This is a genomic window from Rhodococcus sp. H29-C3 (assembly GCF_030063405.1).
Taxonomy (GTDB): Bacteria; Actinomycetota; Actinomycetes; order Mycobacteriales; family Mycobacteriaceae; genus Rhodococcoides.
The window spans coordinates 139,137-155,130 of sequence record NZ_JASITC010000006.1 but is presented as its reverse complement, the minus strand read 5'-3'; the positions used below and the strand labels follow the sequence as shown (position 1 = coordinate 155,130).

Genomic DNA, 15,994 nt, shown 5'->3' with positions numbered 1-15,994 from the left:
CAACTCGCCGCGGAGATCAGTCCCCAGAATGCTCGTCTTCGCCCGTTGCGATAGGTGCGCGGCGGGCCTTTTCGAGGACCTCGGTGGTCTGTCCGCCGTGACTGCCCGGTCCGACATGAGCCTCGGCGCGCATTCGCTCCACCATGTGTGGGTAGTGGAGTTCGAACGCTGGACGCTCGGAACGTATTCGCGGCAGTTCCGTGAAGTTGTGCCGCGGCGGTGGGCACGATGTGGCCCACTCCAGCGAGTTGCCGTAACCCCACGGGTCGTCCACAGTGACCACCTCGCCGTAGCGATAGGACTTGAAGACGTTCCACACGAACGGCAGTGTCGAGGCTCCGAGAACGAACGCGCTGATCGTGGAGATGATGTTGAGTGTGGTGAATCCATCGGAAGAGAGATAGTCGGCGTAGCGACGCGGCATGCCCTCGGCGCCGAGCCAGTGCTGGACCAGGAAGGTGCCGTGGAAGCCGAGGAATGTCAGCCAGAAGTGCCACTTGCCCAATCTCTCGTCCATCATTCGGCCGGTCATCTTCGGAAACCAGAAGTAGATGCCCGAGAACGTTGCGAACACCACCGTGCCGAAGACCACGTAGTGGAAGTGCGCCACCAGGAAGTAGGTGTCGGTGACGTGGAAGTCGATCGGCGGGCTGGCAAGCAGCACTCCGGAGAGGCCGCCGAAGAGGAAGGTGATCAAGAAGCCGATAGCGAAGAGCATCGGGGTCTCCAACGTCACCTGACCTCGCCACATCGTGCCGATCCAGTTGAAGATCTTCACACCGGTCGGTATCGCGATCAAGAACGTCATGAACGAGAAGAACGGCAACAGCACCGCGCCCGTGGCGTACATGTGGTGAGCCCACACCGCTACCGAGAGGGCACCGATAGCGATCGTTGCGTAGATCAAGGTGGTGTATCCGAACATCGGCTTACGCGAGAAGACCGGAATGACCTCGGAAATGATGCCGAAGAACGGCAACGCGATGATGTACACCTCGGGGTGGCCGAAGAACCAGAACAAGTGCTGCCACAACAACACTCCACCGGTCGCCGGGTCGAACAGATGCGCACCGAGATGTCGATCGGCCGCTACCCCCAACAGTGCCGCCGTCAACAACGGGAAAGCAAGAAGAATCAGAATGCTGGTGACCAGGATGTTCCACGTGAAAATGGGCATCCGGAACATCGTCATACCCGGCGCTCGCAAGCAGATGACCGTTGTGATCATGTTGACAGCGCCGAGAATGGTGCCGAGACCGGCGATCGCGAGACCCATGATCCACAGATCTGCACCGACACCCGGCGAATACACCGCACTCGAAAGCGGGGTGTACGCGGTCCAACCGAAGTCAGCTGCACCACCGGGGGTGATGAAACCGGATGTAGCGATTATCGCGCCGAACAGGTAGAGCCAATACGAGAAGGCGTTCAACCGCGGGAACGCCACGTCCGGCGCACCGATCTGCAGCGGCAGGATGTAGTTGGCGAAGCCGAACACGATCGGCGTCGCATACAGCAGCAGCATGATCGTGCCGTGCATGGTGAACAGCTGGTTGTACTGCTCCGTCGAGAGGAATTGCAAGCCCGGCACCGCGAGCTCGGCACGAATGAGCAACGCCATCAAGCCGCCGATGAGGAAGAACGAGATGGAAGTCGCGATGTACATGATCCCCAACACCTTGGGATCTGTCGTCGTCACCGCCTTGTGAATGAATGAACCTTTCGGTCCCATCCGCGGCGGGAAAGGCCTCACCGCCTCCACAGTGCCAGTGGGCTTGGGCTCAACAGCGGTCACTGATCCTCCTGACGATGGAAGTGACCATAATCATAAACCGCTGGAGGGGGAGTTACTACCTTTTGTCGTAGATCAGGTCCGGCCCGAGCGCGCCTCGTGCGGGTGCACGAGGCGCGCCAAGGGTCAACTTCCGAGGATGCAGAACTGTCCGGAAGCGAGGTTCAACGCGAGAGACAGTGGCCCGACGCAGTCGACGCCGGCAGCTTCGGCGGTTGCACCGGAACCCCAACCGGCGATCGCGATGGTGGTCGAACCTGCGTCCGCCCAGGAATGTGCGATGCCGCCGCCGATTGCGCCCGCGTAGGACGTGCCGCCCGCGCGTGACGCGCCGAGGGCCGTTCCGAATCCTGTCGCGTAGGTGTTCGAGGTGCCGCCGGTTTCGGCGACACTGACGGCCGTTCCACTATCTGCTGCCGTGGCGGTCGAACGCGATCCTTCCGCGGCCGTTGCCCCACAGCTCGCGGTTCCGTCGACGAGAATTTGATTGGCCGACGGTGGAGATACGCACGTCACCGGAGCTGCATTTGCGACGCCGGCTCCGGCGAATCCGGCAGCAACGACGCCGCTGGAAACGGCGAAAACTGCTGCGGTGCGGGACAATCGACTAGCCGACCGCGAAAGGCCCTGTGATGTCGAGGTGAACGATGCTGAGCGGACGAGCGAAGAAAAAGCGGAGAACAACAGGGGCTCCTTCAAGGAAACGAAATGGGTCGGTGCGGCACACCGTACCCCGGTTCTGCGCTGCGGTCATCAGTGAATTATCCCTACTCCATGTAACGATTCGGCACGACTTCGCGGGCCTCGTTCGCTGTCGATGAGTTGCCATACGATCCTTCGATGAAGGGCACTCTGCTCGTCGCATCGGCGGGGTCGTTCGTTCTCCTCGCGGGGCGCAGCGGGAGCAGTGGGGAAGGGTAGGTTCGAGCGTCGGATTCGACGTTCACTGCCCCAAGGGTTGGCGCGCGAACCGGAGTCCAGCGGATCGACACGGGGGCAGGCTCCGGAGTACATGGATCGTAAAGAGGTTGTGCCAGGACAGGTTTACATCACAGTGGACGATCCGAGCTGCGCGCGACGCTTAGGGGGATCGCCTGAAGGCCTTGATCTTGGGAGCGGTCACTACCGCGGATCTGCTCGAGGCGGAATCTGCTGTGTCGAGTAGGCGGGGAGAGCTGGACAGTCTGACCTCGCAGAGAAGCTGCGTCGCGGACCAGGTGGATCCATCAACGGTCACGGTCCCATCAGGCACCGAGGACCTCACGGCGTCACCGGGGCCGGACAACTTCTGGGACGGAATCGTCGCCGGATGGAATTCGCTTGTCGACACCGGGAGAGACGCGCTCGTGGCCCTCGGGCGGGCTATTGACGTGGCTGGGAACTCTCACAGTGGGTGCTCCGGTCGTCTACGTCATCGTCAGGATCGTCCGCCGCGGCACCATCGAGAGGGTCGAACCAGAGGGGCAAGTCAGGGGAGGATGTCGAAGACGCAGATCCGACGTGACCGTCACACGCTCCCAGCAAATCCGTGTTGGCGCCATGCCTCGTACATGACGACGGCTGCCGCGTTGGCAAGGTTGAGCGATCGTCGACCCTCGATCATCGGAATACGCAGTTGCTCGGTGACCAGCGGATCGCCGAGCACTTCCTCGGGGAGGCCGGTCGGTTCGGGACCGAAAAGCAATACATCACCCGGTAGATACGACACGTCCGCGTGAAACTTGCTCGCATGCGCGGTGTAGGCGAACACCCGTTCCGGCGCCAGTGCCTCCCAGGCGGCAGTCAGGTTTTCGTGGACGGTCACCGAGGCGAGATCGTGGTAGTCCAGGCCTGCTCGTTTGAGTTTGGGCTCGGACATGTCGAAGCCCAGCGGACCGACCAGGTGTAGTTCACATCCGGTGCCGGCGACGAGTCGGATCGCGTTTCCGGTGTTCTGGGGAATACGCGGCTGAAAGAACATGAGGCGAAACACCCGGCTCACTCTGCCATCAGCGCTACCGGGAACAATGGCAGAGGTGCACGAGAAACAGATTATCGGCGAGGACTACTCCGACGCGAGACTCGACCAACAGCAATGGGACGACCGTGAGTACGTGGCGTGCAACTTTCGAGACGCCGACCTCAGCGGCGTGAAGACCTCCGCGGTGGTCTTCACGGAATGTGATTTCACCGGCACGGATTTGACCGAATCAGTCCATGTCAACGCGGCTTTTCGCTCCTGCACCTTCGCGCGGACTAATTTGCAACACAGCGTTTTCCGTCATTCGACCATGATCGGCTCGACGTTCGTCGATTGTCGGATGCGCCCGTCGACTTTCGACGAGGTCGACTTCACGTTGGTAGGACTGGGGGGAGCCGACATGCGTGGGATGGACTTGACCAACTGCCGCATGGTCGAGGCGAACTTGGTGAACACCGACCTGCGCAAGGCCATCTTGCGTTCGGTGGATCTCAGTGGCGCACGAACCGTAGGCGCCAAGATGCAGGAAGCCGATCTTCGTGGGGCTCGGATCGACGCGCACCTCTGGATGTCTGCCACGGTGACCGGTGCCCGGATCGAGCTGACACAGGCAGTCGCCTACGCCCAGGCGCACGGGCTTTCAGTAGAGGGCTGACTACTTGCGGACCGGCGTCCGCTCCACCTGCCGACACCTGGAACAATGGTGACCGTGACTGCGACGATTCTGGACGGCAAAGCAACTCGCGACGAGATCTTCGTCGATCTCACTCAGCGAGTGACAAAGCTACGAGAACACGGGATCGTTCCCGGGCTCGGCACGGTGCTGGTGGGTGATGATCCCGGCTCGGCGGCGTACGTCCGCGGCAAGCACAACGACTGCGCCAAGGTCGGTATCACCTCGATTCGGCGTGATCTGCCTGCGGATATCTCACAGGCGGAACTCGACGCCGTGATCGACGAGCTCAACGCCAATCCCGAGTGCACCGGATACATCGTGCAGCTTCCGCTTCCGAAGCATCTCGACGAGAACGCTGCGCTCGAACGGATCGATCCATCCAAGGATGCCGATGGACTGCACCCGATCAACCTCGGCAGACTCGTCCTGGGCAAGCAGGCTGCGTTGCCTTGTACTCCACGTGGCATCGTCCACCTCCTCCGTCGCTACGACGTGGCGCTCGATGGGGCCCATGCTGTGGTCATCGGTCGAGGGGTGACGGTGGGCCGTCCTATCGGTCTGTTGCTCACTCGCAAGAGCGAGAACTCCACCGTCACTCTGTGCCATACCGGGACCAAGGACCTGGCCGCGGAGGTTCGCCGCGCCGACATCGTCATTGCGGCTGCGGGTGTTCCCGGGATCGTCACCGCGGACATGATCAAGCCCGGTGCCGCAGTGCTCGACGTCGGGGTTACTCGAACGGATGAGGGACTGCGCGGGGACGTTGCGCCCGAGGTGGCCGAAGTTGCCGGTTTTCTCTCGCCCAACCCGGGTGGAGTCGGGCCGTTGACGAGAGCGTTCCTCCTTTCGAACGTGGTCGAGCGGGCCGAGCAGGCCCTCGCAACCACCACAGAAGCGGTCTGACCTTCGATGTGGTCCCAGATTCGCAGGAACCTGCCGCTCGTCATCGTGCTCGTTATCATTGCGGCGGCGCTCGTTCTCGTTCTTGCGGATCGGTGGCGCCGCGGCGCCTTCGTATTCGGTGTGGCGACGATAGCGGCCGCAGGCTTCCGGTTGTGCATGCCGGAGAAGAGCGTCGGCCTGCTGCAGGTCCGAAGCAGAACCTTCGACGTCTCGGCTATGGCGCTGGTCGGGGGAGCCATCGTGTTGCTGTCGGCGTCGATCGATCCCCTCGGCACCGACTGAGTATTCGTCCGGTCGAATACTCAGCTGGTGCGACCCGTCGACATGCGCGCATGCTTCATCGTCTCGCCGAGCAGTGCGGATACTGCGCTGGCTTCGGTCAGAAATCCGTCGTGGCCATCACGTGACTGAATGACCTCGAGACCGCGGCATTCCGGGAGGCCGCGAGCGAGTTCCTTCTGTAGCCGCAATGGATAGAGCCGATCGGAGTCGACGCCGCCGACGATAGTCGGGACGGTGGCCATGGCCAAGGCAGCGTCGAATCCACCTCGCCCACGTCCGATGTCGTGCCGGTTCATGGCTTCGGTCAGCAATACGTAGGTGCTCGCGTCGAAACGGTCGACCAGCTTGCTCGCCTGGTGCTGTAGGTAGCTTTCGACCGAGTACCGTCCGCCCTGCCACGGATCTTCTTCGCCTTGACCGGAGTTGGCGAATCTCAGGTCGAGCTCGCTCTCGGTTCGGTAGGTCAAGTGTGCGATCCGGCGCGCTATGCCCAGTCCGACCCGTGGGGCCCGGCCGGTTCCGTGATAGTTGCCGCCCTGCCAGTCGGGGTCGGACTTGATCGCCTCGATCTGAGTTGTCTGCGTACCGATTTGGTCGGCAGTTGCGCGACCTCCGACCGCGAGCACCAGAGCTGACGCGACGCGGTCCGGGTATCCCACTATCCACTCGAGAGTGCGCATGCCTCCCATGGAGCCGCCGACAACGGCTGCACACCTTTCGATGCCGAGTACGTCGGCGAGAGCTATCTCCGCGGACACCTGGTCGCGGATCGAGATCTCCGGAAAGGCACTGCCGTACGGGACTCCGCTCGAATTCAGCGAAGACGGTCCTGTGGTCCCACCGCAACCACCGAGCACGTTGGAGGCGATGACACACCACTCGTCCGTGTCGATCGGAGCGCCGGGCCCGACCATCCCGTTCCACCATCCGGGCAGGGCATGAGCGCCTCCGGCAGGTCCGGACACATGCGAGTCCCCGGTCAACGCATGCTCGACGAGCACCACGTTGTCGCGATTCGGGGACAGCTCACCCCAGCGTTGAACGGCGATGGTCACCTGTGGCAGTGACGCGCCGTTCTCGAGGTCCAGCCGACCGATGTCGATGTAGCCGAGCCGTCCGTCCGGCGTAGGAAAACCTGCGGCCGAACGGACGTCGTGCACTGAGCCGATGGTCAAGACGCCGCCGCAGCGAATCCGCGCTCGAGATCAGCGACGATGTCGTCGATCCCTTCGATGCCCACCGCGAGGCGCACCAGTCCCGGAGTGACGCCCGCCGCGATCTGCTCCTCGGGTGACAACTGCGAGTGAGTTGTCGATGCGGGATGAATCACGAGGGAGCGCACATCACCGATGTTAGCGACATGGCTGTGCAGGCTCAGTGCGTCGACGAACTTCTTGCCGGCGTCGATGCCGCCCTTCAGTTCGAAAGCGACGATTGCGCCCTGCCCCTTCGGTGCCAATTCCTGGCCACGTTCGAACCACGGGGAGGACTTCAGGCCTGCGTAATTGACACTCACTACTTCGCTGCGGGCCTCGACGAAGGCCGCTACCTTCTGCGCGTTCTCGACGTGGCGTTCCATCCGAAGGCTCAGCGTCTCCAGTCCCTGGCTGATCAGGAATGCGTTGAACGGTGCGACTGCGGCCCCGATGTCTCGAAGCAGTTGGACCCGAGCCTTGAGGGCGAATGCCGGTGCACCGAGGTCCGCGAACACCACGCCGTGATAGCTCGGGTCGGGAATGGTGAAGTTGGTGTGGCGCCCTTGGGTCCAGTCGAAAGTGCCACCGTCGACTATGACGCCTGCGATAGCCGTGCCGTGGCCACCGAGGTACTTGGTGGCCGAATGGACGACGATGTCGGCGCCGTGCTTCAGCGGCTGGATGAGATACGGCGTCGCGACAGTGTTGTCGACGATGAGTGGAAGGCCGTTTTCGTGTGCGATCTTCGAAACTCCGGGAATGTCGAAGATGTCGTTCTTCGGGTTCGAGATCGTTTCGCCGTAGAACGCCTTCGTCTTCGGTGTGATCGCGGAGCGCCATTGCTCGAGATCGTCCGGATCGGAGACGAAGCTGACGGTGATACCCAGTTTCCGCAGCGTGTAGTGGAAAAGGTTGTACGTCCCGCCGTACAAGCGCGGGCTCGAGACTATGTGATCGCCTGCTTCGGCGATGTTCAGAATTGCGAGAGTCTCGGCAGCTTGTCCGGAGGCCAAGAGCAGCGCCGCGACGCCACCCTCCAGCGCTGCGATGCGCTGCTCCACGGCATCCTGCGTCGGGTTCATGATGCGGGTGTAGATGTTGCCGGGCTCGGTCAGTCCGAAGAGCGCGGCAGCGTGGTCGGTGCTGTCGAAGGTGTACGACGTCGTCTGGTAGATCGGTAGCGCGCGTGCGCGTGTGACACCGTCAGCGTTCTGGCCTACGTGGATTTGCTTGGTTTCGAAGCTCCACGACGCGGTGGGATCCTCGATGGGTGAGCCGGCGGCATCTACGACGTCGGGTGTGTTCTCGCTCATGGTGGGTAACTACTCCGTTTTCGATTCAAGAGTGCGATTCGGCTGGGGCTCGGCGTAGCGAGCCGGGCGGGGCGTATCGAAGCGACAACACATCGTGAACCTCCTAGGGGCTAGCAACCGAGCATGGTTGCGCTCGATTGTTGGGTTCGCCCCTGGGCGAACCCGCGCTTGTTCTCCGACTACGCGAACGCAGTCGACTAACCAGGTCTTCTCACCCGGGGCACCCCACCGCGGTTGGAGGGTTGCCGGCCAGCAAGCCGGGGCTTTGACGCTGGCACTCATGACCTTCGCAGAATCCTAGCGTGTCCTCCGACACGTCGAATAGCGACACCGTCGCGAGTGTCGATCGGGCTGCAACCAGGGCGCACAGTGGTCGGCGGTCGGAGCTACGACGAAAGGGCCACCGGCCATGCCTGAGCGGCCAAGCAGTACGCTTGTCTTGTTTCCTCGCACGCTCACGCACTGCGCGCGCGGCGTATACGTTCGAAGTCGAGTACACGCACTCGGCCCAGCAGTGAAGAGGCGTAACACGGGTGGGACCGCCGATCGACCCACAACCTCGGTTCTGCGGCAACACCGGCAGTTGAGGAAGACCACAACGGCATACTTCCCAGGAGGACGCGAACCCCACATGTCCAAGATCAAGGTCGAAGGCAAGGTCGTCGAACTCGACGGCGATGAGATGACACGCATCATCTGGCAGTTCATCAAGGACAAGCTCATCCATCCGTACCTCGATGTCGATCTCGAGTACTACGACTTGGGAATCGAATCCCGGGACAAGACCGATGACCGGGTCACCGTCGATGCTGCGAACGCAATCAAGAAGCACGGCGTCGGCGTCAAATGCGCGACGATCACTCCGGACGAGGCTCGCGTCGAGGAATTCGGCCTGAAGAAGATGTGGCGTTCGCCCAACGGGACTATTCGCAATATTCTCGGTGGCACCATCTTCCGCGCACCGATCATCATCTCCAACGTTCCGCGACTGGTTCCGGGCTGGACCAAGCCGATCATCATCGGCCGTCACGCCTTCGGCGACCAGTACCGCGCCATCGACTTCAAGGTCCCCGGACCCGGCACCGTGACCATCACCTACATCCCCGAGGACGGCAGTGAGCCGATCCAGCACGAGCTGGTCAGGTTCACCGAGGAGAGCCTCGGCGGCGTCGTGCAAGGTCAGTACAACTTCAACCAATCGATCATCGATTTCGCCCGTGCGTCGCTCAACTACGGTTTGCAGCAGAATTACCCGGTGTACTTGTCGACCAAGAACACGATCCTCAAGGCCTACGATGGCCAGTTCAAGGACACCTTCCAGGACATCTACGAAAAGGAATTCAAGACGGAGTTCGACGCTGCCGGACTGACGTACGAGCACCGTCTCATCGATGACATGGTCGCGTCGTCCATGAAATGGGAGGGCGGATACGTATGGGCCTGCAAGAACTACGACGGCGACGTCCAGTCGGACACCGTCGCGCAGGGCTTCGGTTCGCTCGGCCTCATGACGTCGGTACTGCTCACGCCGGACGGTAGGACCTGCGAAGCAGAGGCTGCGCACGGCACGGTGACTCGCCATTTCCGTCAGCACCAACAAGGCAAGCCGACATCGACCAACCCGATCGCATCGATCTTCGCGTGGACTCGAGGTCTCGAGCACCGCGGCAAGCTCGACAGCACTCCCGAGGTCATCGGCTTCGCTCAGGCCTTGGAGGACATTGTCATCAGGACCGTCGAAGGTGGCCAGATGACCAAGGATCTTGCCGCGCTCGTCGGAGGAGATCAGGGCTATCTCTCCACCGAAGAGTTCCTCGGCGCACTCGACGAAAACCTGCAGAGGGCTCTGAAGTAGCCACGTGAAACAGCTGAGCACCTGCTCGGGTGAGGACAATCACCGGGCATGGACTCGAAAATCGGGTGCACGCGGGATGAGAATCGAAGAAGGGGACGTTCCCTACGAGGGTCGTCCCTTTCTCGATGTCCGGCCGTGATCATGCTCCCATCTCGATGAAAAGGTTGTTCTGCTGTGAGTGTCACCGATTCGGCGTTCGCCAAGAATGTCACCGCTGTGCGCGAGCGGGTGTCGAACGGTCCGGTCGGCGGTCGCAGAACGTTGTCCACTCGGCGAAAATTCGCGATGCTTGCCCTGTCCATCGGCGGCTTCGGCATCGGCACCACAGAGTTCGTCTCCATGGGCCTGTTGCCCGAAATGGCGACGACCATGAACGTATCCGAGCCGAGCGCCGGACATCTCATCTCGGCCTACGCGCTCGGTGTGGTCATCGGAGCTCCCGTCATCGCAATACTGGCGGCACGGGTACCTCGCCGGGTGTTGCTGCTCGCCTTGATGGTCGCATTCACCCTCGGCAATCTCGGAACGGTCTTCGCTCCGAGTTTCTACGAGTTGATGGCGTCGCGTTTCGTTGCAGGCCTACCGCACGGCGCCTATTTCGGTGTCGCGGCGTTGGTCGCCGCGCACTTGGCGGAGCCGGGGAAGCGTGCCAAAGCGGTCGCCATGGTCATGATGGGTCTGTCGATCGCCAACGTCGTCGGGGTGCCTGTGGCGACCTGGGTCGGGCAGTCCTTCGGATGGCGCAGCGCCTTCGACATCGTCACGGTCATCGGTGCCTTGACCGTCGCTGCGATCGTTGCGTGGATGCCACGCCTGGACGGAATGCCCACCACGCGGGCGATAACCGAGCTCGGTGCCTTGGGGCGTCCGCAAGTGTGGATGACGCTGATTATCGCCGTCGTCGGTTTCGGCGGGATGTTCGCCGTGTACACCTACATCGCAACTACTCTCACCGACGTCTCGGGCCTGTCGAAGGCTTTCGTACCCGTTGCGCTGATGATCTACGGGCTGGGTATGGTCGCCGGCAACTATGCGGGTGGCCAGATTGCGGACCGAATGCTGATTCGGGGGATGTACATCTCGATGACCGCAATCGCCCTCAGTTTGTTCGGTTTCGTGTTCGCGGCACAGAACCCGTATACGGCCTTGCTGTTCGTGTTTCTGATCGGCGCATCCGGTTCGTCGATGGTGCCCGGTTTGCAGACCCGACTCATGGACGTCGCAGCCGATGCCCAGACTCTTGCCGCTTCGCTCAATCATGCCGCGTTCAACCTTGCCAACGCGATCGGAGCAGCCGTCGGTGGTGCAGTGATTGCTGCCGGCTTCGGATACACCGCTCCTGCGGCTGTCGGCGGTGTGTTGGCGCTCGGTGGCATGGTCGTGCTGACTGCTGCGGTCATGATGCAGAAGAAGTCCGACGCGAAAGCCGCGCTCTAGCCGCAACCCACCAGATGGGTTGTGATTGCGCGGAGCGATCTTCACTGAACCTCCACATTTCCCGTCGTTCCCCTCCATAGCCGACCTCTAGGGTCAGGGGCATGAACCGCACAGTCCTGGTCGTCGATGACGAACCGACTATCTCCGACGCTCTTGCCGCGCGCCTACGTGGTGAGGGCTTCGACGTCGTGACGGCTGCTGACGGTCCCACCGCAGTAGAGGTGTGCGCGAGAACTCGGCCCGATGTGGTGGTGCTCGATGTGATGCTTCCAGGCTTCGACGGGCTCGAGGTGTGTCGGCGAATTCAAGCACAGCGTTCGGTGCCGGTCCTGATGCTCACCGCGAAGTCCGACGAGACCGACATGTTGGTCGGCTTGGGTGTCGGTGCGGACGACTACTTGTCGAAGCCCTTCAGCATGCGCGAGCTGGTTGCCCGCGTTCACGCGCTCGTCCGGCGCTCGGAGCGCGTGATGGTCGATGGATCCGCTCCCACGCGTATCGGTTCCATTCGGATCGATCACGATGCACGCCGAGTATCGGGCGCCGACGGTGAAATTCATCTGACACGAACCGAATTCGACATTCTGACGTACCTTGCCTCTCGCCCCCGGACCGCCGTCGGTCGTGACACGCTGCTGGCAGAGTTGTGGGGATGGGAGGACTCGGCGAGTAGCCGTACCGTCGACAGTCATGTGAAGGCCCTGCGACGCAAGCTCGGTGGAGCCCTCATCAGAACCGTGCACGGCGTCGGGTACGCGTTGGAGGTGCCGCGATGACCTCCGTGGCCAACGCCTTGGCGTCGATGACACGTAGGTTGCCGCGCCCGCTCGATTCGCTTGGTTCGTTCAAGTTGAAGGTGTCCTTGATCGTGGGTTTGGTGCTGGCGGCGGCCAGTATCACGTTCTGGTTCGGGGCCGGGTGGCAGTTTCGTTATGCGTTGCTGGCAGCACTTTTCATCTCGCTGGTGGCGACGCAGGTTGTGGCACACGGGATGACGTCGCCGTTGCGAGAAATGACCGTGGCTGCGGGGGCGATGGCACGAGGAGACTATTCGAGACGGGTACGCGCTACCTCTCGGGACGAGATCGGGCAGCTCGCTACAGCCTTCAACACGATGTCGACAGATCTCGAAGCAGCCGAGAAGTATCGGCGAGAGCTGATCGGGAACGTCTCGCACGAGCTGAAAACCCCTATCGCAGCGTTGCGAGCGGTACTGGAAAACCTGGTCGACGGGGTCAGTGAACCCGATCCGGCAACCCTATCCGTTGCGCTGCGACAGACGGAGAAGCTCGGTGACCTCGTGACCGAGCTACTCGACCTGTCACGGTTGGAAGCAGGCGTACTCACCCTCCACGAGGAACTCTTCGGCGTGTACGACTTCCTGTCGGACACGACGAAGGGGCAGCCCCGCGTGCACATCGACGTGGTGCCGCCGACCCTGTCGATCGTTGCCGACAAAGCTCGACTGACCCAGGTCGTGAACAACCTGGTGGACAATGCCGTTCGGCACGCGTCGTCCGGAGCGGACGTTGCCCTCTCGGTTCGGCAGGTCGGTGGCAATCTTCTGTTCGACGTGGTCGACGACGGCCCGGGTATCGCACCCGAAGAACGATCGAGGGTGTTCGACCGGTTCACTCGCGGTGGTTCCACCGATGGTGGCACCGGGCTGGGTCTGACGATCGCCCGCTGGGCGACCGAATTACACGGCGGCACAATCGAAGTGCTCGATCGTAGCCCTGGATGTCATATCCGGGTATCCATTCCTTGTAACTGAAACGGACATCAACTCACCACCACCGCGGCTTACCCGTGCTGTGGAGCTCTGTCATGCCTGCAATAGAAAGAGGTCATCTCGTGATCATCGTAGACAAGACCGAAGGTGTTGTGAGAAAACAGAACTGGTCCCTGTGGCCGGGCCGAGTCTGGCCGGCACGACGTTACGCGGCAGCCCCGCGCAGTGTCTTGATCGGCGCGCTGGTCGTCGGGTGCATCGGTGCGGTCGTTCTCGGTGATCGCGGGGTCGGCTACCCCATCACTGCCGTAGCAATCATCTTTGCGGCACTACGTGCATCGAAGGGTGCACCGACGCGGTGGCAGCTGGTCGGTGCTGTGGGAGTCGTTGCCTTGAGTTCGATCGCCGCTTTCAGTGCTGCGGAGTGGCTAGTGACGCTCGCCGTCGTAATGGCCGTGCTCGTCGCTGGGGTCGTGCTATCCCGCTCGTGGACGTGGACAGGCGTCGCTCTCGGTGCACTGATTCCCTTGCTGGTGCCGGCCCGAGTACTGCGTTGGTGCACCCGCGGATCGCGAAGGATCGACATGAGGGGACTTGCGCCTGGTCGAGTGTTTCGCGTCGCAGCCACGACGGCCGTCCTATTCCTCGTCTTCGCAGGTCTTTTCGCCGGAGCTGACCCGCAGTTTGCCGACGTACTGTCCAGTGCGACACCGACAGTGCGACTCGACAGCGGGTTCACCCGGATTCTCCTCTTCGCACTGGTTGCCGCGGGGACACTTGCGGTGTCGTACGTCGTAGCCAATCCGCCCCGCTTCGATGCTCTGGCTCGGCCGAGTGCGGGATCACTCCGGCTGTGGGAGTGGACTGTCCCGCTGGGATCGTTGGTCGTTCTGTTCACGATGTTCGTCTTCGTTCAGCTCCGAACCCTGTTCGGTGGGCAAGCACACGTCAGGACCACAGACGGATTGACGAACGCCGAATATGCACGCCAGGGGTTCTGGCAGCTTCTCGCGGTGACGGTACTGACTTTGTTGGTGCTTGCGGTCACGATCCGAAAGGCGTCGCGCGTGTCCGGATCCGACCGCCTCGCACTGCGTCTGCTGCTCGGCGTGCTCTGCGCACTGTCCTTGGTGATCGTCGGATCGGCACTTCATCGCATGTCTCTGTACGAACAGCAGTACGGATACACGACGCTGCGGGTGTTCGTCACCGCGGCGGAACTGTGGCTCGGATCGGTGTTCGTTCTGTTGATGGCCACCGGAGTATCGATGTCCGGCCGATGGCTACCCCGAGCGGTTGTGGGAAGTGCAGTTCTGACCGTCCTTGCGTTGGCAGTGATCAGCCCCGACGCCTATATCGCCCGGCAGAACGTAGATCGATTCGAGCAGACGGGAAAGATCGACACGGCATATCTTTCACGTCTGTCCGCTGACGCCACCGAAGAACTCGACCGACTCGACGAGCCGTACCGCAGTTGCGCGATCGGCAACGCGGTAGGAGCGCAGCGGAGTTGGAACGAATGGAATCTGGCAGATGCCAAAGCCCGTCGCATACTGACCGAACAACCGCAACGACAGTGCACAGACCATGCAGTGCGGTGACATCTCGAAGCGTCGAACTACGCCCTGCGTGGTGAGGGCTTCGACGTACTGATAGCTGTTGACGGTTCCACTGCAGTAAAAGTGTGCGCGAGAGTTAGATCGCCAAGTCCCACGGCGCACAGCAACTATTTGCCCACCGCCGCTCCCACAGACGCCGGAGGATGTACTCCTGGCCAGAATGTGTGGCGGCAGTAATGTGTGGCGGCAGTCTGGCCACGTCTCATGGACTGTTCTCGAGAATAACCACCGAGGACCCGAGTTTCTCAGCTCAGATAGGCGCGATGTCCGCCACGCGTGCTCGTGGGCTGCCCTCGAGTGCAGGAGACTTGGCCGGATCCGGCCATACCTGAGTCTCCAGGAACTGCTGAAAGCGCTGCGCGGCTTCGACAGTGGCGAACTCGAGATCGATGAACACGTAGTGAGGGTCGTCGATGGGCTGCATTATTTTCTCGGCAAGTACGCCGCCGTCTTTGCGCCGCTCCGCGAACCGCCCGAAGGCGTCGTTCCAGGTGTCGAAGTCGGTGATGGAATGCTCGATACGCAGGGTAGCCATGGTACCTCCGTAATGTGCGTTGGGCGCTGCTCTCAATACTAACGCCGAAAAAACCCAGTCGTCGCCGATGTGGTGCCACCTGTCGAGCAGAACCGGTGAAAGAGACCTCGCTCCGCCAGGACCCGAAAAATGACAGCTGTCCCAGAGGAGTCGAGTTGGAACGAATGGAATCTGGCAGATGCCAAAGCCCGTCGCATACTGACCGAACAACCGCAACGACAGTGCACAGACCATGCAGTGCGGTGACATCTCGAAGCGTCGAACCAGCCCGGAGAGCTATGTCCGTAGAACCTTCGCCATCGCACGGCCCTTCGCCAACTCGTCGACCAACTTGTCGAGGAAACGGATCTTCTGCATCAGCGGATCTTCGACTTCTTCGACGCGCACCCCGCACACCTTGCCGGTGATCAGCGACGTACCAGGGTTCATCTCCGCGTCGGCGAAGAAGTCCTCGAACGTCGTTTCGGCGGCCAGATGAGCGTTCAACGCGGCTTCGTCGAAGCCGGTGAGCCACTCGATCACCTGATCGAGTTCGGCCTTGTTGCGCCCCTTGCGTTCCAACTTCTTCACATACAGCGGATACACGGACGCGAAGCTCATGGTGAAGATCCTGTGCATGTGTTCGAGTGTAGTTTTACGAGCTGTCATTGCGGGCTTCCGGAGATACCGTTGAGCAAGTTAAGGTCGAGACTCG

At 61.7% G+C, this 15,994-nt stretch carries 15 protein-coding genes, 1 pseudogene and 1 riboswitch; of the genes and pseudogenes, 9 read left to right on the top strand and 7 right to left on the bottom strand.

Annotated elements, in window-relative coordinates:
- Positions 1–16 precede the first annotated feature (16 nt).
- Positions 17–1,795, bottom strand: coding sequence for an aa3-type cytochrome oxidase subunit I (ctaD, locus tag QMK32_RS15930; protein ID WP_283476041.1), 1,779 nt, complete (start codon positions 1,793–1,795; stop codon positions 17–19).
- Positions 1,796–1,918: 123 nt separating this feature from the next.
- Positions 1,919–2,395 (bottom strand): DUF6764 family protein, encoded by a 477-nt coding sequence (locus QMK32_RS15925; protein WP_283476147.1) that lies wholly within the window; start codon positions 2,393–2,395, stop codon positions 1,919–1,921.
- A gap of 500 nt (positions 2,396–2,895) precedes the next feature.
- Between QMK32_RS15925 and QMK32_RS15920 the strand changes: the two are divergent.
- Positions 2,896–3,093 (top strand): annotated as a pseudogene (locus tag QMK32_RS15920) (DUF4349 domain-containing protein); the annotation flags it as partial.
- A gap of 206 nt (positions 3,094–3,299) precedes the next feature.
- Here QMK32_RS15920 and QMK32_RS15915 read toward each other — a convergent pair.
- The gene (locus QMK32_RS15915) at positions 3,300–3,764 is read right to left on the bottom strand and encodes a tRNA (cytidine(34)-2'-O)-methyltransferase (RefSeq protein ID WP_283476039.1); all 465 of its coding nucleotides are present in this window, start codon (positions 3,762–3,764) and stop codon (positions 3,300–3,302) included.
- A 34-nt stretch (positions 3,765–3,798) separates the two neighbouring features.
- Between QMK32_RS15915 and QMK32_RS15910 the strand changes: the two genes are divergently transcribed.
- The 3 genes from QMK32_RS15910 to QMK32_RS15900 are packed head-to-tail and all read left to right on the top strand — an operon-like array spanning position 3,799 to position 5,613.
- Positions 3,799–4,407, top strand: coding sequence for a pentapeptide repeat-containing protein (locus tag QMK32_RS15910; RefSeq protein ID WP_283476037.1), 609 nt, complete (start codon positions 3,799–3,801; stop codon positions 4,405–4,407).
- Positions 4,408–4,461: 54 nt separating this feature from the next.
- Complete coding sequence (locus QMK32_RS15905; protein ID WP_283476035.1) at positions 4,462–5,331, top strand: bifunctional methylenetetrahydrofolate dehydrogenase/methenyltetrahydrofolate cyclohydrolase; 870 nt, start codon at positions 4,462–4,464, stop codon at positions 5,329–5,331.
- Between the two features lie 6 nt (positions 5,332–5,337).
- Positions 5,338–5,613, top strand: coding sequence for a DUF3017 domain-containing protein (locus tag QMK32_RS15900; RefSeq protein WP_283476034.1), 276 nt, complete (start codon positions 5,338–5,340; stop codon positions 5,611–5,613).
- 20 nt (positions 5,614–5,633) lie between these two features.
- Here QMK32_RS15900 and metX read toward each other — a convergent pair whose 3' ends face one another.
- Positions 5,634–6,788, bottom strand: a complete 1,155-nt coding sequence (metX, locus tag QMK32_RS15895) for a homoserine O-acetyltransferase MetX (protein ID WP_283476033.1) — start codon at positions 6,786–6,788, stop codon at positions 5,634–5,636.
- The gene (locus QMK32_RS15890; protein WP_283476032.1) at positions 6,785–8,122 is read right to left on the bottom strand and encodes a bifunctional o-acetylhomoserine/o-acetylserine sulfhydrylase; all 1,338 of its coding nucleotides are present in this window, start codon (positions 8,120–8,122) and stop codon (positions 6,785–6,787) included. Before QMK32_RS15890 ends, metX begins: the two co-directional genes overlap by 4 nt.
- Before the next feature lie 159 nt (positions 8,123–8,281).
- A riboswitch (SAM riboswitch) is annotated at positions 8,282–8,408 on the bottom strand.
- Positions 8,409–8,753: 345 nt separating this feature from the next.
- Between QMK32_RS15890 and QMK32_RS15885 the strand changes: the two genes are divergently transcribed.
- The 5 genes from QMK32_RS15885 to QMK32_RS15865 all read left to right on the top strand — a co-directional run bounded on the left by QMK32_RS15885 (position 8,754) and on the right by QMK32_RS15865 (position 14,747).
- Positions 8,754–9,977 (top strand): NADP-dependent isocitrate dehydrogenase, encoded by a 1,224-nt coding sequence (locus tag QMK32_RS15885; RefSeq protein ID WP_283476031.1) that lies wholly within the window; start codon positions 8,754–8,756, stop codon positions 9,975–9,977.
- Between the two features lie 174 nt (positions 9,978–10,151).
- Complete coding sequence (locus tag QMK32_RS15880) at positions 10,152–11,414, top strand: MFS transporter (protein ID WP_502943636.1); 1,263 nt, start codon at positions 10,152–10,154, stop codon at positions 11,412–11,414.
- A gap of 101 nt (positions 11,415–11,515) precedes the next feature.
- Entirely contained in the window at positions 11,516–12,190 is a 675-nt protein-coding gene (locus tag QMK32_RS15875) for a response regulator transcription factor (RefSeq protein ID WP_283476030.1), read from the top strand.
- Entirely contained in the window at positions 12,187–13,188 is a 1,002-nt protein-coding gene (locus QMK32_RS15870) for a HAMP domain-containing sensor histidine kinase (protein WP_283476029.1), read from the top strand. The genes QMK32_RS15875 and QMK32_RS15870 overlap by 4 nt, the downstream gene beginning before the upstream one ends.
- 53 nt (positions 13,189–13,241) lie before the next feature.
- A complete protein-coding gene (locus QMK32_RS15865; protein WP_283476027.1) occupies positions 13,242–14,747 on the top strand; it encodes a DUF4153 domain-containing protein in 1,506 nt (501 codons plus the stop codon).
- A 268-nt stretch (positions 14,748–15,015) separates the two neighbouring features.
- Here the strand turns inward: QMK32_RS15865 and QMK32_RS15860 are convergent, their stop codons facing one another.
- Positions 15,016–15,300: a hypothetical protein gene (locus QMK32_RS15860; protein WP_283476026.1), complete on the bottom strand. Its 285-nt coding sequence runs from the start codon at positions 15,298–15,300 to the stop codon at positions 15,016–15,018.
- Positions 15,301–15,576: 276 nt separating this feature from the next.
- On the bottom strand, positions 15,577–15,918 hold the full coding sequence (locus tag QMK32_RS15855; protein WP_283476025.1) for a DUF2200 domain-containing protein: 342 nt from the start codon (positions 15,916–15,918) through the stop codon (positions 15,577–15,579).
- Between the last annotated feature and the right edge of the window lie 76 nt (positions 15,919–15,994).